The following is a 19,260-nucleotide window of genomic DNA, read 5'->3' as shown; positions in this document are numbered from 1 at the left end:
AATCGAAACCGATAAGGCTGTTCTCTTTGCCCATTGCTCCGGAAAAATGCGCCACGATGAAGGACGTGCGCGAAGGCGTCGACGCGATCGATCGCGAGCTTGTTGCGCTGCTGGCCACGCGTTTTGGCTATATGCGCGCCGCCGCTCGCATCAAACCGAGCCGCGACACGGTGCGCGATGAGGACCGCAAGGCTTCGGTTATCGCTGCTGCGGTGGAAGAAGCGCGCATGGCGGGCATCCCGGAATGGGTCATTGCCGATATCTGGGAAACTCTCGTCGAAGGCTCGATCGCCTACGAATTCGACGAATGGGACCGGGTACGCGATTAGGCCTGCTCAGGCGCTGAGCGGCTTTTCCCGCTTTTCCAGAATCGTCCCGCGATAGGCGACGAAACGTCCCTTTGCATCGAGAAACCCTGCGCCAATGCGCTCGGCATAGGCCTGCGCCTGACTGAGGCGGTCATACCATTTGCCTTGGCGCTTTTCGGTTACGAAGCGATATTGGGTCATAGCAAAACGTAAATAGCTCAAAACGCGGGGAAGTTCCCGAAATTGCGACAAGCTGAAACGAAAAAGGGCGGCCCCGAAGGACCGCCCCTTTTTGTCGCAAATCCGCGTCGGATCAGCGCGAGTAGAACTCGACCACGAGGTTCGGTTCCATCTGCACCGGATAAGGCACTTCATCGAGCGTCGGAACGCGGCTGAAAGTAACCTTGTCGTTGCCGTCCACGACCACATAGTCGGGGATTTCACGCTCGGGCAGGCTCTGTGCTTCGATGACCAGCGCCATTTCCTTGGCCTTGTCACCCAGCGAGATCACGTCACCCACGTCGCAACGACGCGAGGCGATGTTGCACTTCACACCGTTGACCTTGATGTGCCCGTGCGAAACGAGCTGGCGAGCGGCGAAGATCGTCGGCGCATACTTGGCGCGGTAAACGATCATGTCGAGACGACGCTCGAGCAGGCCGATCAGGTTCATACCCGTGTCGCCCTTCATGCGGCTCGCATCCTTGTAGGTTGCCTTGAACTGCTTCTCGGTAACGTCGCCGTAATAGCCCTTCAGCTTCTGCTTGGCGCGCAGCTGCAGGCCAAAGTCGGACATCTTGCCCTTGCGGCGCTGACCGTGCTGGCCGGGGCCGTAGGAACGCTTGTTAACCGGGGAATTCGGGCGACCCCAGATGTTTTCACCCATCCGGCGGTCAAGTTTGTGCTTCGCACGTGTACGCTTCGACATAAGTCGATTCCTTTCAATTCACTGGATCGCCCACATGACGACCATTCAACCCGGCATCGCACCACCATGGCGAGTTCCATGATGCGGCCACCGCTTCACCGGGGTGCGGGGCCAATTTCAGCTAAGGCGCGCATTTAGCTGCGCGAGGCGTAAAGTCAAGGGGTGAGCGAGGTGGTGCGGCCGTTGGCGCGCCATTGGCTGAGACCGATCGTACTTTGCCGCTGATCTGCAGATGCGTTCTGCGCGATGCGATCGAAAATCTGCTGCCACTCATCGCTGGTCAGGCAGATGCGCTCAAACCCGCGCATTTCATCCGTATCGAGGCAGTGCAGGATGCCGAGATTGTTCTCTCCCACCAGCAGGCGGGCATGTTCTGAAACAAAAGTGTCGTCGGCAGTGAGAAGCGGGTCGGACAGCTCGACCGGATACAGTGCGACGGTGCTCGCGGCAACGATCGTCAGAAGGCTCATCATAATCACCCCTTTATTTCAGGCGATTAAACTTCACTCTTCCCGCTGAACTCCGACTGAACCTCTCAATCCGTCTTGCGCGGCGGCTTTTCCAGGGCTGACAAGACGCCGCGCAGAGTGCGCACTTCGAGATGGTTCCAGCCCGGCTTGGTCATTACGCCGCGCAGCGTGCGCCTTGTGGCTTCGGCGCGATCCTTGGGAAAAAAGTAGCCTTTCGGCTCCAGCATGGTTTCCAGATGGGTAATCAGGCCTTCCAACTCATCCTGCGGGGCAGGGGGAAGCAATTCCTCTTCGGTGGGAATGTGGAGATCCGCGGTCTTGGATAGCTCGTATGCGACAAGAATCACCGCCTGTGCGAGGTTGAGTGAGCCAAACTCCGGATTGATCGGCGCGGTGACTATCGTGCGGGCGAGGGCCACATCCTCCGTTTCCAGGCCGGACCGCTCCGGCCCGAAGAGGAAGGCGCTCTTGCCGGTTTGCTGCGCCACTTCGCGTGCGGCATTTTCCGGTGTGAGAACCGGCTTGGTCACACCGCGCTTGCGCACCGTTGTCGCGTAGACATGCGCGCAATCCGCGACTGCCTCTGCCGTGGTGTCGAAGACCTTGGCATTCTCAAGCACCACGTCGGCACCCGACGCTGCGGGGCCTGCGGACGGATTGGGCCACCCATCGCGCGGCGCGACAAGGCGCATTTCGGCAAAGCCGAAGTTCAGCATAGCCCGCGCCGCCTTGCCGATATTCTCGCCAAGCTGCGGGCGGACGAGCACGATGACCGGAGTGTTACTCACCCCCGACATCGCGGCCGCCTGCTTCCTGCACGGTGCTGGCGAATTCCTGGAAGTCTTTTGCTTCGCTGAAATCGCGATAGACGCTGGCGAAGCGGATGTAGGCAACGCTGTCGAGCTGGCGCAGGCCGTCCATCACCATTTCGCCTATGCGGCTCGCGGGAATTTCGCTTTCGCCTGCTGTTTCGACCTGACGCTGAATGCCGGACACGAGCTGGTCGATCCGTTCCTGTTCGATATCGCGCTTGCGGCAGGCGAGGGCGACCGACTGTTCGATCTTGGAACGATCGAAGGGCTCGCGGCGAGGCTCGCCGCCTTTCTCGCCCGATTTTACGACGGTTACGTCGCGCAGCTGGACGCGCTCGAATGTCGTGAATCGCGCGCCGCAGCCTTCGCACTGGCGACGGCGGCGGATCGCCGTGTTGTCTTCTGTGGGGCGCGAGTCTTTGACTTGGCTGTCTTCATGCGCGCAGAATGGGCATCGCATGGAGAGTTACGGTCTCACACGCTTGTAGAGCATGAAGCCTGCTCCTGCAGCAAGGCCAATGGGCCACGCGCCGAGCAGCAGCCCGCCAGCCACAGCGCCTACCGCGCCGCCAATAAGCACTGGTTTAGTGGAGGGATGCTGCATCCCTTCGCGGCCAATCGCCTTCGCCTCTTCGACGGCATCCTTCAGGATGTAGCGGTCAATATCGTCATCGGTTCTGCGCGGATCATTCGCCATGATTACATTCCTGGATAAACGGGGAAGCCTGCGCACAGCTCGCCGACTTCGCGACGAATGCGCTCTTCCACCTCAGCATCGCCCTCATCGCCATTGCGACTCAGGCCCTCGATTACCTGCACGATCATAGCACCGATTTTGCGGAATTCGTCCACGCCAAAGCCGCGTGTCGTGCCGGCGGGCGTGCCGAGGCGGATGCCTGACGTCACGAAGGGGCTGCGCGTGTCGAACGGGATCCCGTTCTTGTTGCAGGTGAGGTAAGCGCGATCGAGGCCCTTTTCCGCTGCCTTGCCGGTGACATCCATCGGGGTGAGGTCGACGAGCATGGAGTGATTGTCCGTGCCGCCCGATACGATGCGCAGGCCGTTGTCCTCGATGCTCGCAGCAAGCGCGCGGGCATTCTCGACCACGGCATGCGCGTAATCCTTGAAATCGGGGCGAAGCGCTTCGCGGAAAGCAACCGCCTTGGCCGCGACGATGTGCATCAGCGGGCCACCCTGCATGCCGGGGAATACCGCCATGTTGATCGGCTTGGTGTACTTCTCGTCATCCCACAGGATGATGCCGGACCGCGGGCCGCGCAGGCTCTTGTGCGTGGTGGAAGTCACCACATCGGCATGCGGGAAAGGCGAGGGATGCGCGCCGCCTGCGACAAGACCGGATATGTGGCTCATATCGACCATCAGGTAAGCGCCGACTTCATCGGCAACCTTGCGGAAGGCTTCCCAGTCCCAGATACGCGAATAGGCGGTGCCGCCAGCGATGATGAGCTTGGGCTTGTGCTCCTTCGCAATCGCCATGACTTCATCCATGTCGATCTCTTCGCTGTCCTTGCGGACACCGTAGGCGACAGGATTGAACCATTTGCCCGACATGTTGACTGGAGAGCCGTGGGTGAGGTGACCGCCCGAATTGAGGTCCAGACCCATGAAAGTGTCGCCCGGCTGCAGCAGCGCGAGGAACACGGCCTGGTTCATTTGGCTGCCCGAATTTGGCTGTACATTGGCGAAATTGCACCCGAACAGCTCGCATGCCCGCTCGATCGCAAGGTTCTCGACCACGTCGGCATAATCGCAGCCGCCGTAGTATCGCTTGCCGGGATAGCCTTCGGCATATTTGTTGGTGAAGACGCTGCCTGCCGCTTCGAGCACTGCCTTGCTGGCGATGTTCTCGCTCGCAATCAGCTCGATCTTGTCGCGCTGGCGGGCGAGTTCCTTGTCGATCGCCGCGGCGATATCGGGATCGGCAGTCGCCAGATCGTCATTCCAGAAGCGATCCATATTGGGCGCGGTGATTTCCTGGGTAGCCATGATGTCAGCCTTTATGAATTGGCGAGCTTGTCCACGCGGCGCTGGTGGCGGCCGCCGGCGAATTCGGTTTCGAGAAATGCGGTGACGCAGGCTTTCGCCATTTCAACGCCCGTCAGACGCGCGCCCATGGCGATGCAGTTCGCATCATTATGTTCGCGGCACAGGGCGGCCGAAAGCGGCTCCGACACGAGCGCGCAGCGCACTGCGGGATTGCGATTGACCGCCATGGAAATGCCGATCCCGCTGCCGCACAATGCAATGCCGCGCTCTGCCGTGCCGTCCGCGACGACCTCTGCCAGCTTGAAGCCATAGTCCGGATAGTCGACGCTTTCGCCCGGATTGGTTCCAAGATCGGCCACTTCGTGACCCTGTTCGATAAGCCAGTCGCGCAATTCGGCTTTCAGCTCGGTTGCGGCATGGTCTGAGGCGATGGCGATACGCATGGGGCCGCCATAGGGAAGGGAAGCGATTCTCTCCACCCTTTTGGCGTTGATTTTGCACCGCCAAAGGTCTGTGATGCATCGATTGGCGCACAGGAGGGGCGTCGCAGGCCATGAACAATCGCATCCCGCCTCCGATAATCGGTTTCCTCACGGCATTGCTGATGTGGTGGGTCGCGGGCGCAGTGCCGTCGCTCGGCTTTGCGTTTGCGGGGCACAGGATCGTCGCGGCGGCGCTGGTTTTGGTCGGTTTGATGATCGAACTGATATCGGTCGCGGCGTTCATCCGGGCAGAGACGACGGTGAACCCGCTTGCGCCGGATCGTGCCGAGCAGCTCGTCGTTTCCGGCTTCTACCGCGTTAGCCGCAATCCCATGTATCTGGGCATGGCACTGTTGCTGTTCGGATGGGGGCTTTGGCTGGGCAATTATGCGAGCGTGGCCTGCGTGGCGCTGTTTGTGGCCTATATTACAGGGTTCCAGATCATCCCCGAAGAAGCCGCGCTGGAGCAAAAATTCGGAGCGCAATTCGCGGCCTATCGGCAAAAAGTCCGGCGGTGGATTTAGCCTTCCGAGTTTTGGACAGGCACGGTTCACCTCTTTCATGGCTTATGGCCCTGCGGAGAGGGAGGCATCAATGAAAGTTCTCGCGTCATCGATGGTCTGTGCTTTGGCGCTTCTGGTTGCGCCTGCGCAGGGGCAAGATGCTGGCCCTGAGATCAATCTCGCCGAATTGTTGCAGACTCCGCTGCAAATCGAGCGGGCAGAGCCGTCCAGCACGATCCCCTTTGAGCGGCGCTTCGGAAAGATGGTGATCGAAGCCAGCGTGAATGGCGAGGGGCGAAGCTTCATCTTCGATACCGGATCGCCCACGGTGATCTCCCGTCAATTTGCGGAAGAACTCGGCCTCCAGCCGATCGCCACAAATCGCGGGCGAGACGCCAATGGCGCGATTGTGGAGATGCAATTCGCCATCGCCGAGACGATCACGCTTGGCGGAACGACATTTCACGACGTGCCGGTCCTCATACACGATTTTACCACGGTCGAGATGGGATCATGCGTTTTCGATGGCGGGGTGATCGGCTCCGAGATCTTCCCTCAATCCATATGGCAATTTGACGCGGCCAATAGCCACATCCGCATCAGCGCGCCGCAGAATACGCCCTCATATTCCCCGTCTGGCAGGATAAGCGCGCGTATGGTGCAGTCCGGCTACCCGCATCCGCCGGTCATCGAATATCGCATCGGCGACATCGCAGATCGCGCGCTGTTCGACACCGGCAGCGGGGCCGGGATCGCGATATTCGACGACATGTTGGAGAGCGTGGAGGTGAGGGAAGCGATTACCGATGGATCGCTGCGCGAAGGGCGCGGATCTATGGGCGTTTCAGCGGGCGGTGAGGGCGAGGAGACATCGCTGCTGCGCTTCGGTTTTGACGGTCTGGTGCTGGGCGGGACCACTCTGTCGAACGTGCCGGCCGAGAACCGCGCCGTCCCACCAAATCTCTTGGGTGTGGCAATGCTGGACCGCTATCGTGTCACGCTGAATTATCCTGGGTCCTGGGCTGTCTTCGATCCCCTTCCAGAGCCCATACTGCGGCCACCGCACGCTGGATATGGCATTACGTTTCGCGATGGCGCTGCCGTGGTATCGCAAATCTTCGAGGGAAGCGCGCCGCATGCTGCGGGTTTGACGCTGGGCGACACCGTCCTTGCGGTGGACGATATGAATCTCGCCGATCTGGATGAAACGGGGCGCTGCGATGCGATGCACCGGTTCGTCGACACCGATCTGCTGCGTGATGCGCGGACGATCACTGTTCTGCGGCCGGGCGAAGATGCTCCGACGACTATACGCATAGATGGTGATTAGACCGGGACTTCGCGCCAATCGCCGGGAGCGAGACCTTCCAGCGACCACTCGCCAATGCTCCAGCGCACCAGCCGCAGAGTTGGATGGCCTACAGCTGCCGTCATTCGTCGCACCTGACGGTTTTTGCCTTCGCGGATCGTGAGGCGGAGCCAGCTGTCGGTCACATTCTTGCGAAAGCGGATCGGCGGATCGCGCTCCCAGAGGTGCGGATCGGCGATGCGCTCGGCGCGGGCAGGGCGGGTGCGGCCGTCTTTTAGCTCCACGCCATCGCATAGCTTGCGGATCGCGGCGTCGTCTGGCTTACCCTCCACCTGCACGAGGTAGGTCTTCTCCAGCTTGAACTTCGGATCGGCGATCCGGGCCTGCAACCGCCCGTCATCCGTGAGAAGCAGCAGCCCCTCGCTATCGCGGTCGAGCCTGCCTGCGGGGTAGACACCCGGCACATCGATAAAGTCGGAGAGTGTCGCACGCGCGGTCGGGCTGCCACGGTCGGTGAACTGCGACAGCACGTTCATCGGTTTGTTGAAAAGGATCAGGCGGGACATGGCATTTTGGCCCGCACTCCCTAATCCGTCTCGCTAGCTGCAACCAAGCCCTGGATCAGATCCGGCATGCGTTCCAGCATAAGGGCCATAGTCTCATTAATGTAGGCCTGATTGGCTGTCGCGAACGCGGGATCGGAGATCACATCGTTCGTCCTCAGCATGAAACTGGCACCGCTATCGGTTTGCACGAATGCGAGGATGTCGCGCAATTCCTCCTCGCTGAAAATACTTGCATAAGATACGGCCCATGCCTGCATTAGCGAGGGAACATGGCGGCGGAGGATTTCGCGCTGTTCGCTTGTAATAGAAGCCTGCCACTCGCGTATTACTGCGCGAGCCCCGGCGGGTGCATCCCCGACCTGTTGCATAACCGAAGCCATGACCTGCTGCTCCATTTGTTCGCTGACAGCCATGAACATCGGCTCGCGGACATCCTCAGGATAGGCGGTGTCGAGGATCTGATGCGCGAGCTGCATCTCTATCGTTTCGCTGGCGGCAGAGGGAGCTTCCTGCGACTGCGCAGCCGAAGGCAAAGCCACGGTGAACGCCGCGGCGGCGAGAGCGGAAACGATTTTCATGGTGATCCCCTTGGAAATCAATGGCCGATGTCTACTGATCCAGGAAGGACCGCATCTTGCGCGAACGGCTCGGGTGCTTGAGCTTGCGCAGCGCCTTGGCTTCGATCTGGCGGATACGTTCGCGGGTCACCGAGAATTGCTGGCCGACTTCTTCCAGAGTGTGATCGGTGTTCATGCCGATGCCGAAGCGCATGCGCAGCACGCGTTCTTCACGCGGGGTGAGCGACGCGAGCACGCGAGTCACGGTTTCCTTGAGGTTCGCTTGGATCGCCGCATCAACAGGAATGATGGCGTTCTTGTCCTCGATGAAATCACCGAGGTGCGAATCTTCCTCGTCGCCAATCGGTGTTTCGAGTGAAATCGGCTCCTTGGCGATCTTCATCACCTTGCGAACCTTTTCGAGCGGCATGGACAGGCGCTCTGCCATTTCCTCGGGCGTCGGCTCGCGGCCCTGCTCGTGCAGGAACTGGCGGCTGGTGCGTACAAGCTTGTTGATCGTCTCGATCATGTGGACCGGGATACGGATCGTGCGCGCCTGGTCGGCAATCGAGCGGGTGATCGCCTGCCGGATCCACCACGTCGCATAGGTGCTGAACTTGTAACCGCGGCGGTATTCGAATTTATCGACCGCCTTCATCAGGCCGATATTGCCTTCCTGGATCAGGTCGAGGAATTGCAGGCCGCGATTGGTGTATTTCTTGGCGATGGAAATCACGAGGCGCAGGTTCGCTTCGACCATTTCCTTCTTGGCAATACGCGCTTCACGCTCGCCTTTCTGCACCATGTTCACGATGCGGCGGAACTCGGTAAGGCTCATGCCGGTCTGGCTGGCGATATCGGCGATCTCGGCGCGAATGCGCTCGACTGCGTCGGCCTCTTTCTCGGCGAAAGCGGCCCACTTTTTATCCTTCTTCGCCTTTTCTTTCATCCAGCCTTCGTCAAGCTCATTGCCGACATAGGACTGCAGGAAGTCGATGCGCTTCACCTTGTGGCGCTCTGCCAGGCGCAGCATCTGGCCGCCGAGGGCGGTGAGGCGGCGGTTGAAGGCGTAAAGATTGTCGACGAGATATTCGATCTTCGTCGCGTGGAACTGCACGCTTTCGACTTCGGCGGTCAGTTCTTCGCGCAGGCTTTCGTACTTGTTTTCCTTGGCCTTCGGGAAAGCTTCGCCAGCGCCGAGCACGTCGACGCGTTCGGCCTGCAGCTTTTCGAATTTTTTGAACAGGCTGGTGATGCGGGCAAAGCGTTCGATGGCATCAGGCTTCAGCGCCGCTTCCATCTGGGCGAGGGACATGGTGTTGTCCTCATCCTCGTCATCATCCTTCTTGGACGAGCCTTCGCCGTCCTCGTCGTCGCCGTCCTCATCCTCGTCGTCATCTTCGTCATCGTCGCGGATGGTGGGGCCGGCGGTTTCTTCCGAAATCTCGCCATCGTCGTCGTCTTCAGCGCCTTCCTCCATCTTGTCGACGGGCGGCTCCTTGGACAGCATCGCATCGAGATCGAGGATCTCGCGCAGCTGCATTTCTTCATTGTTGAGCGCTTCGGACCACATGATGATGGCGTGGAAAGTGATCGGGCTTTCGCACAGGCCCATGATCATCGTGTCACGGCCAGCCTCGATACGCTTGGCAATGGCGATTTCGCCTTCGCGGCTGAGCAGTTCCACCGCGCCCATTTCGCGCAGATACATGCGCACAGGATCATCGGTGCGGCCTTCGCTCGCGGTCGACTTCTTCTTTTCGGGAACATTCTTCTTGGCGGCCGCATCCTGCGATTCCGAACCGGTCGGAGCGATCTCCTCCGGACCGTCGTCATCTTCCTCGGCGTCTTCCGCACTTTCGACGATCTGCACGCCCATATCGGACAGGGCCGTCTGGATGTCCTCGATCTGGTCGGCGCTCATCTGGTCGCTGGGCAGCGCTTCGTTCAGCTCATCATAGGTGATGTAGCCCTTGCGCTTTGCCTTCGCGATCATCTTCTTGAGCGAAGATTCGTTCAAATCGATCAGCGGAGCGTCTTCGGTCTGCTTTTTCTTTTTCGCGGTGGAAGCCATATTCAGATCGTCAATCCGTTTCCTGTTCGCCTGTGGTGGGATCACTTTCACCCGGCGATAAATTTGCCTCTGCCTGCGCGGCAGCACGTTTCCTTGCCATGTGCCCCAGACGCGTTTCGATTTCCAGCTTTCGTTTGCGAAGCCGTTGCTGCTCCGCAAATGCCCCTTCGGGGTCTGAATCGAACCGTTTGGTGGCTGCAGCAATTGCCGCATCGATTGCCGGTTTCTCAACCAGCAGCGAAACGGCTTCAGCCAGTTCCTCCCTCGCGGCGCCTGGATCGGAACCTTCGCTGAGGAAGGAGAAACGGGCTTTATCCGGCGGCGGTGGCAGGACCTTTGAAGGTGATATGGGCAATTCGCGCCCAGCTTCAAGCGCTTGTGCGTTATCGAGCAGGAAATCCACAGTTTCGGCCATGCGATGATCGCTCTTGCTGAGGCTCAAGAGAGCGTCGGCGTGGCGATGGATCTCGCGCGGGTGGCGCAGCAGACCGTGCAGCACCGCCTGCGTCAGCTGGTCACGAAAGGCCCCACCGGCCGCGCGGCGCAATTGTCCGACAACTTCGGGAGAAGCGCGCTGTATCTGCGGTTTTCCAAAGGCTGCGCCGCGCTGGAATCCGCCGCGCTTGAACTCCTTGGGCGGGAAAGCGAAGGCGCCGTAGCGATCGAGCAGCTCTCGGCGATAGAGCGATTTGATGTCGGGATGCTCGATCGTATCGACATGATCCATCAGCCGCGCTTTGAGCCCCGCCTTGTCCTCCGGCGAATTGAGCGGCTGTGCGTCTTTCTCATGCTCCCAGATCAGGTCGAGCAGCGACTTCGTATTGCCGAGCAATTGCTCCATCGCCTTTGCGCCTTGCTGCTTGATGAGGTCATCGGGGTCGAGCCCGGCGGGCAGTTGCACGATCTGCAGGGAGTAGCCGGGGCGGAGCAGGGGCAGGGTGCGGCTCGCGGCGCGCATGGCTGCGCGTTTGCCCGCGGCATCGCCATCGAAGCAGAGCACCGGCTTATCCGCCATGCGCCAAAGCAATTCGACCTGATGCTCTGTGAGGGCGGTACCCATGGGCGCGACGGCATCTTCGAAGCCTGCCTGTGCGAGCGCGATCACGTCCATATAGCCTTCGACAGCAATCACCCGATCAGACTTTCGGCTAGCAGGCCCTGCACGGTGGAGATTGTAGAGATTGCGTCCCTTGTCGAAGAGAGGGGTGTCTGGCGAGTTCAGATATTTCGCGACGCCATCGCGGTCCTCGAGGATCCGCCCGCCAAAGGCGATGACACGCGCGCGGGCATCCTGGATTGGTAGCATCACCCGACCGCGGAAGCGCGAATAGGGGATCTTGTCCTCGACCTCGATCAGCAGGCCAGCCTCGACCAGCATTTTCTCGTCAAACTGGCTGAGTGCTTTTTTGAGCGAGGTCTTGTCATCGGGCGCATAGCCGAAGCCGAAATGCTCGATCATGCGCTGGGAAAGGCCGCGCCGCTCTAGGTACTGCCGCGCGCCAATGCCCTCATCGGACGCCAGCCGAGCGACAAACCAGTTTTGCGCTGCCTCCATGACATCATGATGGCTCGCCCGCTTTTCCGCGCGTTCGGCAGCGCGTGGGTCAGGGGCGGGGACATCCATCCCGGCCTCCGCCGCAAGTTCCTTCACCGCATCCATGAATTGCAGGCCGCGCTGCTCGATCATCCAGTCGATCGCGCTGCCATGGGCCTGGCAGCCGAAGCAATGGTAGAAACCCTTCTGGTCGTTGACGTAGAAGCTGGGTGTCGCCTCGTTATGGAAGGGGCAACACGCTTTCCACTCACGCCCCGCGCGCTGCAATTTAACATCGCGCTGGATGAGCGTGGAGAGGGTAATCCTGCTCTTGAGTTCATCCAGCCATTGTGGGGAAAGCGCCATGGCCCATCCTTGGGCGCATGGCGCGATTCCTTCAACCCACGGCGCAGGCGTTTGTCACGGTTTCATCGGCTGCCGGATAGGGGCCGGGGCCCTGTGCGGCGGTGTAATTGGCGAAGACTTCGTAAGCCTCGGAGGGGCCTGCCGGGGGCAGGGTGCTCTGCCAGAAGAAGGTAATGGGTTCGGCCTGTTCCCACTGGTCGCCGCCATCGCCTTCCTCAACGGTCCAGGCGATGCCATCTTCATGGCACGAAATGACGATCGTTCCGATTTCGCCGACTGCAGCCTCGGACTCGGCAATCGAATAGCCTGCAACGCCGGTGAAGCCGTGGCTCGGCATGGTCATGCGGAAGCTTTCCATGGTCTCGACATCGGAGCTGTCATTGCCATCGCCGCTGCCTGTGCTGGGGTCGTTGTCCTCGCCCGGATAGACGATGTGGACGTATGTGAAGATCGTGCCTTCGGGCGCGGTGGCCGGATCGCAGGGGTCCATGCCGAGCGGGCAGGCGACGTAGGAGGTGATATCTGCAAAGGCGGCCTCTGCATTCACCATGCGCGATTTCACTTCCGGCCCCTGCGGACCGACGATCTTCGCGCCAAGCTCCAGATCGGCAAAGTCCGTCACATCGCGCGACTGGGCGGCGACTTCCACGTCCTCGTCTTCTGCGGCGAGTTCTGTCGTCTCATCGACTGCCGGCTCATCACCGCAGGCCGCGAGGGCGAGCGTCAGGGCAGAGACGGCAGCGGGCAGGGCAAAACGGCGTTTCATGTGCAATTCCTCATAATCATCGCGCCTTTCGGGCGCTGGTATTGATCACGAAAACCCGCGGCTATGATCGCCGGTTCCGGTTAACCGACATTTTGATGGTTAACCTGAAGGTAGGACTTAGCTCAGCGATTCCTTCACCCAGCCGCTCGCACGGCCCATGTCGAGCTCGGTCCCGTGGCGCTTTTTCAGCTCGCCCATCACGCGGCCCATGTCCTTCATGCCCTCGGCGCCGAGTTCGGCCTTGATCTCTTCGATCTTGGCCTTGGTTTCCGCCTCGCTCATCTGCTGTGGCAGGAATTCCTCGATCACCGCGAGTTCCTGCTTTTCCTGCGCGGCGAGTTCGGTGCGGCCGCCGTCTTCGTACATCTGGATGCTTTCGCGGCGCTGCTTGGCCATTTTCTGCAGCACGTCGATCACCATCGCATCGTCATCCGGCACATCCTTGCCGCGCATTTCGATATCGCGATCCTTGATCTTGGCCGAGATGAGGCGCAGCGCGGCGGTACGTTCCTTGTCCTTTGCCTTCATGGCAGTGACGGTTTCGGTCTTGATCGTGTCGCGCAGCATCGTTTCGTTTCCCAATGCGAATCTGTGGATGTTTCGCGCTCCATGTAGGCTGCCTGCCAAATAAGCCAAGTGTTCCGCTTGACGGGAGGGGCACGGGCGCTTAGCCGCTGGGACTTAGCACACATTGCCGGTCCAACTGATTCACGGGAGCCACCATGGCCTTTCTCGCCTCTTCGCCTGCGCCCAAGGGAGCAACGGGTGTTCTGGTTCTTGCCGACGGCACGATTGTCTGGGGCAGGGGCTTCGGCGCGACCGGCTCTGCTGTGGGTGAAGTCTGCTTCAACACCGCCATGACGGGCTATCAGGAAGTGATGACCGATCCTTCCTACGCGGCGCAGATCGTGACCTTCACTTTCCCGCATATCGGCAATGTCGGCACGAATGATGAGGATATCGAAAGCGTCGTCGAAAGCGCGGTCGGCTGCATCGTGCGCGAGGATGTGACGGTGCAGAGCAATTTCCGCTCCGAAGCCGAATTCGTCGAATGGATGGCGAAGCTGGGCAAGATTGGCCTCGCAGGCGTAGATACCCGCGCGCTCACCCGCCGCATTCGCAGTGCAGGCGCGCCTAATGCGGTGATCGCGCACGATCCTAATGGCAATTTCGATCTCGATGCGCTGCTCCAGCGCGGGCAGGAATGGCCGGGCCTGGAAGGCATGGACCTTGCCGTGCGCGTTAGCCGCGAGAAGCAGGAGAATTGGGAAGGCGGATACTGGACGCTGGGCAAGGGCTATGGCCGCGCCCCGCGTAAGGAAAAGCCGCACGTGGTCGCGATCGACTATGGCTCGAAAGACAATATCTTCCGCAACCTTGTGAAGGCAGGCGCGCGGGTGACGGTTGTCCCGGCGAAGACCTCGCTCGAAGACATCATGGCGCTCGATCCCGATGGCGTGTTCCTCTCCAACGGCCCCGGCGATCCGGCGGCGACGGGGGAATATGCGGTGCCGGTGATCAAGGCGCTGCTGGACAAGGACGTGCCGCTGTTCGGCATCTGCCTCGGCCACCAGATGCTCGCGCTGGCGGCTGGCGCGAAGACCGCCAAGATGCACCAGGGCCACCGCGGCGCGAACCACCCGGTCCAGCGCGTGGGCGAGGGCTGGGGTGAGAGCACCGGCCTTGTCGAGATTACCAGCATGAACCACGGCTTTGCGGTGGATGCGGATACATTGCCAGAGGGCGTCGAGCAGACGCATGTGTCGCTGTTCGATGGCTCGAACTGCGGGATTTCGATTAGCGGCAAGAAAGCGTTCGGCGTGCAGTATCACCCGGAAGCATCGCCCGGCCCGCAGGACAGCTTCTACCTGTTCGAGAAGTTCGTGGGGATGTTGGGGTGATGGCTAATCCAAGTGATTACCTGATCGGCTCAGCGGTAAGCCTTATGCGGCAAGCTGATAACTCTGCACTTGAGACTTTAGACGACCTTAAGGCCGTAGTCGAAGACACTTATCCCGCCCATTTGGATGAAAGTCGGCTGAATTTTCTCGCGAAACATCTTGAGCGCTACGGCTTTATTCAAATCACGAGCGACAAATACGCTGGAGATTATATCACTCCATCGACTGGATGGAGCGTTTCCTATCGTCTGAACAAATTAAAGGAGACCGATCCAGAGCACGGTTTACTTTATGTTTTGAGCGGTGGCGAAAGGCTGGTGGATCTTGCCTTTCAAAGTGCGGAATTTTGGGGCGACCTCGATCAGGAGATCGAAAATGCTCCAGAAGAACCTGATGTCCCCGAGCAAAGCCTCGCCCCTGCTGCGGATCGACTAGTCTCTCTTTCGCATAACCAATTCAAGGAAATAGACGAGCCAACAGGCGAGCTCCTTGAAAAGCTTGAAAAAGACAACGGGATTCCAGAACATCCGGGGCTGAAGGAGAGGCTCGCGAGTCAGATAAGCGCGGGGCGTGAATTGCTTCGCGCAGGCGAGTTTAAGCTCGACATTTTTAAAGTCACAATGATCGCGAGTTTGGACGAACTCAAGGAACGATATGGCGATCATGCAATTGGCGCCGCTGCTTCGGCGCTGCTCACGCTCATTCTGCACATTCTTGGTCTGCCTGGATTTTAAATGAAAACCAATTTTCACGTGTTCACCCTCACCGCAGCGCTCGCCTTAACCGCGTGCAGCGAGAGCGCTCCTTCGCCCGAGCCCACAAGCTCATCGACCGCTTCCACCGAGGAAGCAACGGTCGCCGAGCAGGAGGCGGCGAGCGTCGTTGAGCAGTGCCTGCAGGGCTTTTCAGAAGGGCGCGAGGTTTGGGGGGACAACCCTGTCCGCTCCGTATTCTCCTACGATCTTGGCGGGCTGACTGACGAGCAGGTCGACGCGCTGATTGCCGATCTGCGCGAGCGGGAGGGTAGCGCCCAGCTGATTTTCAATGAAGGCAGCAGCGCGCCTGCGGCGTCCGAAGAATTCCTTGCATCCGAACAGCGGTGGGACGCGGAATTCTTCCAGGCGGGCGCCATCCGCATCCTCCGCCTCCGCAGCGCGGAAGCCCTGCCATTCGATGAAGCTCTGCGTGCCGGCTGCGAGGGTGCTCCTGAAGGCGCGACCATCCGCCAGGTCACTTTCAGCCAGAGCGCCATCGAACAAACCGACGACGAAGACGAAGAATCCACTGAGGACGAGACCGAAGAATAATGCCCAAACGTACAGACATCTCCTCGATCCTCGTCATCGGCGCTGGCCCGATCATCATCGGCCAGGCGTGCGAATTCGATTATTCGGGCACGCAGGCGATCAAGGCGCTGAAGGAAGACGGGTATCGCGTGATCCTCGTCAATTCCAACCCCGCCACGATCATGACCGATCCGGACATGGCGGATGCGACCTATGTCGAGCCGATCACGCCCGAGATCGTCGCCAAGATCATCGCCAAGGAACGCCCCGATGCGCTGCTGCCCACCATGGGTGGCCAGACGGCGCTCAATTGCGCGCTGAAGCTCGAAGAACAGGGCGTGCTGGAGAAATACGGCGTCGAGATGATCGGTGCGAAGGCCGATGCCATCGACAAGGCCGAAAACCGCCAGCGTTTCCGCGCGGCGATGGACAAGATCGGCCTCGAAAGCGCGCGCAGCGGCGTGGCGCACACAATGGACGAGGCCTTGGAAGTGCTCGAGCGAACCGGGCTACCTGCGATCATTCGCCCGAGCTTCACCATGGGCGGCACCGGGGGCGGCATCGCCTATAACAAGGGTGAGTTCGAGCGTATCGTGCGCAGCGGCCTCGATGCCAGCCCCACCACCGAAGTCCTGATCGAAGAAAGCCTGCTCGGCTGGAAAGAATACGAGATGGAGGTCGTCCGCGACAAGGCGGACAATGCGATCATCATCTGCAGTATCGAGAATGTAGATCCGATGGGCGTACACACAGGCGACTCTATTACTGTCGCGCCGGCGCTGACGCTGACCGACAAGGAATATCAGATCATGCGCACCGCCAGCATCAATGTGCTGCGGGAAATCGGTGTGGAAACAGGGGGTTCGAACGTACAGTTCGCAGTCAATCCGAAGGATGGCCGCCTGATCGTGATCGAGATGAACCCGCGCGTGTCGCGTTCATCCGCGCTTGCATCGAAGGCTACCGGCTTCCCCATCGCGCGGGTCGCGGCGAAGCTGGCTGTCGGATACACGTTGGACGAAATTACCAACGAAATCACCGGCGCAACGCCTGCCAGCTTCGAGCCGACGATCGATTACGTGGTCACCAAAATCCCGCGTTTTGCGTTCGAGAAATTCAAGGGCACCGACAATCTCCTTACCACCGCCATGAAATCGGTGGGCGAGGTGATGGCGATTGGCCGCAACTTCAAGGAGAGCATGCAGAAGGCGCTGCGCGGCCTCGAAACCGATCTCGATGGCTTCAACCGCGTCCCGCGCCTCGAAGGTGTGAGCCGCGAAGTGGTGACCGCTGCGCTCTCGCAGCCGACCCCGGACCGCATTCTCAACATCGGCCAGGCCTTCCGCGAAGGCTTTACCGTCGATGAAGTCCACGCGATCACGCATTACGACAAGTGGTTCCTGCGGCACATCGAAGAGATCATCTACGAAGAGGCGATGATCGGGCAGAACGGCCTGCCGAACACAGCAGACGAGTTGCGGCGCCTGAAAGCCATGGGTTTCTCCGACAAGCGGCTCGCCACTCTGGCGGTGCGCTCGGTCGGCGTTGCCGGCGGCATGGGTGAAACGCAGGCGAAGCGCTCCGGCCTGCTCCATGACGCTCTGCGCGCCATGGCCGGCGCCACGAGCGAGGACGAAGTGCGCAAGCTGCGCCAGAAGCTCGGCGTGTTGCCGGTCTATAAACGCATCGACAGCTGCGCGGCCGAATTCGAGGCGATCACGCCCTACATGTATTCGACCTATGAAGCGCCCAGCTTCGGCGAACCGGAGAATGAGGCCGATCCCTCCGACCGTGAGAAGATCGTCATTCTTGGCGGCGGTCCGAACCGGATCGGGCAGGGCATCGAATTCGATTATTGCTGCGTCCACGCCTGCTTCGCGCTGGCCGACGCGGGCTATGAAACGATCATGGTCAACTGCAATCCGGAAACGGTCTCGACCGACTATGACACCTCCGATCGCCTCTATTTCGAACCGCTGACCGCAGAGGACGTGCTCGAAATCCTGCGGGTCGAGCATTCCAAAGGCACGCTGAAAGGCGTGATCGTCCAATTCGGTGGCCAGACGCCGCTCAAGCTGGCGGGGGCTTTGGAGGAAGCGGGTATCCCGATCCTCGGCACCAGCCCCGATGCGATCGACCTTGCCGAAGACCGCGAGCGATTTGCCAAGCTCGTAAACAAGCTGAAGCTCAAGCAGCCCGAAAACGGCATCGCCTATAGCCGGGATGAGGCGGCAGCGCGGGCCGATTATATCGGATACCCCGTGCTCCTGCGTCCGTCCTACGTGCTCGGTGGGCGCGCGATGGAGATCGTCGATAGCGAGGCGCAGCTCGACAATTACATCGCCACCGCGGTGGAGGTGTCGGGAGACAGCCCCGTGCTGGTCGATCAGTATCTTCGCGACGCCATAGAGTGCGATGTCGACGTATTGTGCGATGGTGAGCAGGTCGTCGTCGCCGGCGTCATGCAGCACATCGAGGAAGCCGGTGTCCACTCTGGCGACAGCGCCTGCTCGCTCCCGCCATACAGCCTGCCCGACGAAATTGTTGGCGAGCTGGAAAGGCAGGCCGAAGCGCTCGCCATTGCGCTGAAAGTGCGCGGCCTGATGAACGTGCAGTTCGCAGTGAAGGATGGCGAGGTCTATCTCATCGAGGTGAACCCGCGTGCGAGCCGCACGGTGCCCTTCGTCGCCAAGGCCACCGGTTCGCAAATCGCCAAAATCGCCGCGCGCGTCATGGCGGGCGAGAAGCTGGCAGACCTGCCAACAATCAAGCGCGAGCTTGACTATGTGGCGGTGAAGGAAGCCGTCTTCCCATTCAATCGCTTCCCCGGATCGGACCCGGTGTTGACGCCGGAAATGAAATCGACCGGCGAAGTCATGGGTATCGATAAGGATTTCGCGACCGCCTACACCAAGGCGCAGATCGCCGAAGGATCGAACCTGCCGGAAAGCGGCACGCTCTTCGTCTCGGTCAAAAACAGCGACAAGGCACATATCGTGGAGCCCGTCCGCCAGCTGATCGACAAGGGCTTCCGCGTTGTCGCCACCGGCGGCACGCAGAGCTATCTCGTCGAGCAAGGGCTGTCGGTAGAACGCGTCAACAAGGTTGCCGAAGGGCGCCCGCATATCGTCGACAAGATTTCCGATGGCGAAATCGCGCTTGTCTTCAATACGACGGAGGGTTGGCAGAGCCACAAGGACAGCCAGTCCATCCGCGCGTCCGCTCTGGAAATGAAGGTTCCTTACTATACAACGGCGGCGGCTTCGGCAGCGGCGGCGAACGCAATTGTATCGGTAAATGCCGCTGATCTTGCAGTTCGCAGCCTGCAGGACTATTATAGCGCCGAATAGATACGAACTCTCCCATCACAATCGGCCACATTCCACCGCCT

The 19,260-nt window shown here is 60.3% G+C and carries 21 protein-coding genes; 7 read left to right on the top strand and 14 right to left on the bottom strand.

The window, feature by feature from the left end; all coding sequences use genetic code 11:
* The first annotated feature begins 56 nt into the window (after positions 1-56).
* Positions 57-329 (top strand): chorismate mutase, encoded by a 273-nt coding sequence (locus tag O2N64_RS12600; protein ID WP_271077936.1) that lies wholly within the window; start codon positions 57-59, stop codon positions 327-329.
* Between the two features lie 6 nt (positions 330-335).
* Here O2N64_RS12600 and O2N64_RS12595 read toward each other — a convergent pair whose 3' ends face one another.
* The 8 genes from O2N64_RS12595 to rpiB form a co-directional block, all read right to left on the bottom strand.
* The gene (locus O2N64_RS12595; protein ID WP_271077935.1) at positions 336-509 is read right to left on the bottom strand and encodes a hypothetical protein; all 174 of its coding nucleotides are present in this window, start codon (positions 507-509) and stop codon (positions 336-338) included.
* 112 nt (positions 510-621) lie between these two features.
* Complete coding sequence (rpsD, locus tag O2N64_RS12590) at positions 622-1,236, bottom strand: 30S ribosomal protein S4 (protein ID WP_271077934.1); 615 nt, start codon at positions 1,234-1,236, stop codon at positions 622-624.
* Positions 1,237-1,391: 155 nt separating this feature from the next.
* Positions 1,392-1,709, bottom strand: coding sequence for a hypothetical protein (locus O2N64_RS12585; RefSeq protein WP_271077933.1), 318 nt, complete (start codon positions 1,707-1,709; stop codon positions 1,392-1,394).
* 62 nt (positions 1,710-1,771) lie between these two features.
* A complete protein-coding gene (locus O2N64_RS12580) occupies positions 1,772-2,503 on the bottom strand; it encodes an RNA methyltransferase (RefSeq protein ID WP_271077932.1) in 732 nt (243 codons plus the stop codon).
* The gene (gene nrdR, locus O2N64_RS12575) at positions 2,487-2,978 is read right to left on the bottom strand and encodes a transcriptional regulator NrdR (RefSeq protein ID WP_271077931.1); all 492 of its coding nucleotides are present in this window, start codon (positions 2,976-2,978) and stop codon (positions 2,487-2,489) included. Before nrdR ends, O2N64_RS12580 begins: the two co-directional genes overlap by 17 nt.
* 6 nt (positions 2,979-2,984) lie before the next feature.
* Positions 2,985-3,215, bottom strand: a complete 231-nt coding sequence (locus O2N64_RS12570; protein ID WP_271077930.1) for a hypothetical protein — start codon at positions 3,213-3,215, stop codon at positions 2,985-2,987.
* A gap of 2 nt (positions 3,216-3,217) precedes the next feature.
* Entirely contained in the window at positions 3,218-4,525 is a 1,308-nt protein-coding gene (glyA, locus tag O2N64_RS12565) for a serine hydroxymethyltransferase (protein WP_271077929.1), read from the bottom strand.
* Between the two features lie 11 nt (positions 4,526-4,536).
* A complete protein-coding gene (gene rpiB / locus O2N64_RS12560; RefSeq protein ID WP_271077928.1) occupies positions 4,537-4,968 on the bottom strand; it encodes a ribose 5-phosphate isomerase B in 432 nt (143 codons plus the stop codon).
* 110 nt (positions 4,969-5,078) lie between these two features.
* Between rpiB and O2N64_RS12555 the strand changes: the two genes are divergently transcribed.
* Positions 5,079-5,531, top strand: a complete 453-nt coding sequence (locus O2N64_RS12555) for a methyltransferase family protein (RefSeq protein ID WP_271077927.1) — start codon at positions 5,079-5,081, stop codon at positions 5,529-5,531.
* Positions 5,532-5,601: 70 nt separating this feature from the next.
* On the top strand, positions 5,602-6,840 hold the full coding sequence (locus O2N64_RS12550) for an aspartyl protease family protein (RefSeq protein ID WP_271077926.1): 1,239 nt from the start codon (positions 5,602-5,604) through the stop codon (positions 6,838-6,840).
* On the opposite strand, the gene O2N64_RS12545 is transcribed toward O2N64_RS12550, so the two are convergent.
* From O2N64_RS12545 to O2N64_RS12520, 6 genes are all read right to left on the bottom strand, one after another.
* Positions 6,837-7,385 (bottom strand): pseudouridine synthase, encoded by a 549-nt coding sequence (locus O2N64_RS12545; protein WP_271077925.1) that lies wholly within the window; start codon positions 7,383-7,385, stop codon positions 6,837-6,839. The genes O2N64_RS12550 and O2N64_RS12545 overlap by 4 nt on opposite strands.
* Positions 7,386-7,405: 20 nt before the next feature.
* Entirely contained in the window at positions 7,406-7,963 is a 558-nt protein-coding gene (locus tag O2N64_RS12540; RefSeq protein ID WP_271077924.1) for a hypothetical protein, read from the bottom strand.
* A 31-nt stretch (positions 7,964-7,994) separates the two neighbouring features.
* The gene (gene rpoD, locus O2N64_RS12535; RefSeq protein WP_271077923.1) at positions 7,995-10,016 is read right to left on the bottom strand and encodes an RNA polymerase sigma factor RpoD; all 2,022 of its coding nucleotides are present in this window, start codon (positions 10,014-10,016) and stop codon (positions 7,995-7,997) included.
* A gap of 10 nt (positions 10,017-10,026) precedes the next feature.
* On the bottom strand, positions 10,027-11,916 hold the full coding sequence (gene dnaG, locus O2N64_RS12530; protein WP_271077922.1) for a DNA primase: 1,890 nt from the start codon (positions 11,914-11,916) through the stop codon (positions 10,027-10,029).
* 31 nt (positions 11,917-11,947) lie between these two features.
* Complete coding sequence (locus O2N64_RS12525) at positions 11,948-12,682, bottom strand: hypothetical protein (RefSeq protein WP_271077921.1); 735 nt, start codon at positions 12,680-12,682, stop codon at positions 11,948-11,950.
* Positions 12,683-12,799: 117 nt separating this feature from the next.
* Positions 12,800-13,249, bottom strand: a complete 450-nt coding sequence (locus O2N64_RS12520; RefSeq protein WP_197921244.1) for a GatB/YqeY domain-containing protein — start codon at positions 13,247-13,249, stop codon at positions 12,800-12,802.
* 155 nt (positions 13,250-13,404) lie between these two features.
* On the opposite strand from O2N64_RS12520, the gene carA reads away from it, so the two are divergent.
* From carA to carB, 4 genes are read left to right on the top strand one after another with little or no spacing between them, the layout of a single operon-like run.
* Positions 13,405-14,583, top strand: coding sequence for a glutamine-hydrolyzing carbamoyl-phosphate synthase small subunit (gene carA / locus O2N64_RS12515; RefSeq protein ID WP_271077920.1), 1,179 nt, complete (start codon positions 13,405-13,407; stop codon positions 14,581-14,583).
* Positions 14,583-15,317, top strand: coding sequence for a hypothetical protein (locus tag O2N64_RS12510; RefSeq protein ID WP_271077919.1), 735 nt, complete (start codon positions 14,583-14,585; stop codon positions 15,315-15,317). The genes carA and O2N64_RS12510 overlap by 1 nt, the downstream gene beginning before the upstream one ends.
* Positions 15,318-15,890 carry a hypothetical protein gene (locus O2N64_RS12505; protein ID WP_271077918.1) on the top strand — a complete coding sequence of 191 codons (573 nt, stop codon included), beginning with the start codon at positions 15,318-15,320 and terminating at the stop codon, positions 15,888-15,890.
* Complete coding sequence (carB, locus tag O2N64_RS12500; RefSeq protein WP_271077917.1) at positions 15,890-19,219, top strand: carbamoyl-phosphate synthase large subunit; 3,330 nt, start codon at positions 15,890-15,892, stop codon at positions 19,217-19,219. The genes O2N64_RS12505 and carB overlap by 1 nt, the downstream gene beginning before the upstream one ends.
* Positions 19,220-19,260: the final 41 nt, after the last annotated feature.

It is taken from the genome of Aurantiacibacter sp. MUD61 (assembly GCF_027912455.1).
GTDB lineage: Bacteria > Pseudomonadota > Alphaproteobacteria > Sphingomonadales > Sphingomonadaceae > Alteraurantiacibacter.
Note: the sequence above shows the minus strand (reverse complement) of the source record. Positions and strands in the feature narration are given on the sequence as shown.

Coding starts and splice junctions, on each gene's coding strand:
- carB (WP_271077917.1), top strand. CDS start 15,890: ATGCCCAAACGTACAGACATCTCCTCGATCCTCGTCATCGGCGCTGGC.
- O2N64_RS12510 (WP_271077919.1), top strand. CDS start 14,583: ATGGCTAATCCAAGTGATTACCTGATCGGCTCAGCGGTAAGCCTTATG.
- O2N64_RS12595 (WP_271077935.1), bottom strand. CDS start 509: ATGACCCAATATCGCTTCGTAACCGAAAAGCGCCAAGGCAAATGGTAT.
- O2N64_RS12525 (WP_271077921.1), bottom strand. CDS start 12,682: ATGAAACGCCGTTTTGCCCTGCCCGCTGCCGTCTCTGCCCTGACGCTC.
- O2N64_RS12580 (WP_271077932.1), bottom strand. CDS start 2,503: ATGTCGGGGGTGAGTAACACTCCGGTCATCGTGCTCGTCCGCCCGCAG.
- dnaG (WP_271077922.1), bottom strand. CDS start 11,916: ATGGCGCTTTCCCCACAATGGCTGGATGAACTCAAGAGCAGGATTACC.
- O2N64_RS12555 (WP_271077927.1), top strand. CDS start 5,079: ATGAACAATCGCATCCCGCCTCCGATAATCGGTTTCCTCACGGCATTG.
- O2N64_RS12505 (WP_271077918.1), top strand. CDS start 15,318: ATGAAAACCAATTTTCACGTGTTCACCCTCACCGCAGCGCTCGCCTTA.
- O2N64_RS12540 (WP_271077924.1), bottom strand. CDS start 7,963: ATGAAAATCGTTTCCGCTCTCGCCGCCGCGGCGTTCACCGTGGCTTTG.
- O2N64_RS12545 (WP_271077925.1), bottom strand. CDS start 7,385: ATGTCCCGCCTGATCCTTTTCAACAAACCGATGAACGTGCTGTCGCAG.
- O2N64_RS12570 (WP_271077930.1), bottom strand. CDS start 3,215: ATGGCGAATGATCCGCGCAGAACCGATGACGATATTGACCGCTACATC.
- O2N64_RS12600 (WP_271077936.1), top strand. CDS start 57: ATGAAGGACGTGCGCGAAGGCGTCGACGCGATCGATCGCGAGCTTGTT.
- O2N64_RS12520 (WP_197921244.1), bottom strand. CDS start 13,249: ATGCTGCGCGACACGATCAAGACCGAAACCGTCACTGCCATGAAGGCA.
- O2N64_RS12550 (WP_271077926.1), top strand. CDS start 5,602: ATGAAAGTTCTCGCGTCATCGATGGTCTGTGCTTTGGCGCTTCTGGTT.
- O2N64_RS12585 (WP_271077933.1), bottom strand. CDS start 1,709: ATGATGAGCCTTCTGACGATCGTTGCCGCGAGCACCGTCGCACTGTAT.
- glyA (WP_271077929.1), bottom strand. CDS start 4,525: ATGGCTACCCAGGAAATCACCGCGCCCAATATGGATCGCTTCTGGAAT.
- rpoD (WP_271077923.1), bottom strand. CDS start 10,016: ATGGCTTCCACCGCGAAAAAGAAAAAGCAGACCGAAGACGCTCCGCTG.
- carA (WP_271077920.1), top strand. CDS start 13,405: ATGGCCTTTCTCGCCTCTTCGCCTGCGCCCAAGGGAGCAACGGGTGTT.
- rpiB (WP_271077928.1), bottom strand. CDS start 4,968: ATGCGTATCGCCATCGCCTCAGACCATGCCGCAACCGAGCTGAAAGCC.
- nrdR (WP_271077931.1), bottom strand. CDS start 2,978: ATGCGATGCCCATTCTGCGCGCATGAAGACAGCCAAGTCAAAGACTCG.
- rpsD (WP_271077934.1), bottom strand. CDS start 1,236: ATGTCGAAGCGTACACGTGCGAAGCACAAACTTGACCGCCGGATGGGT.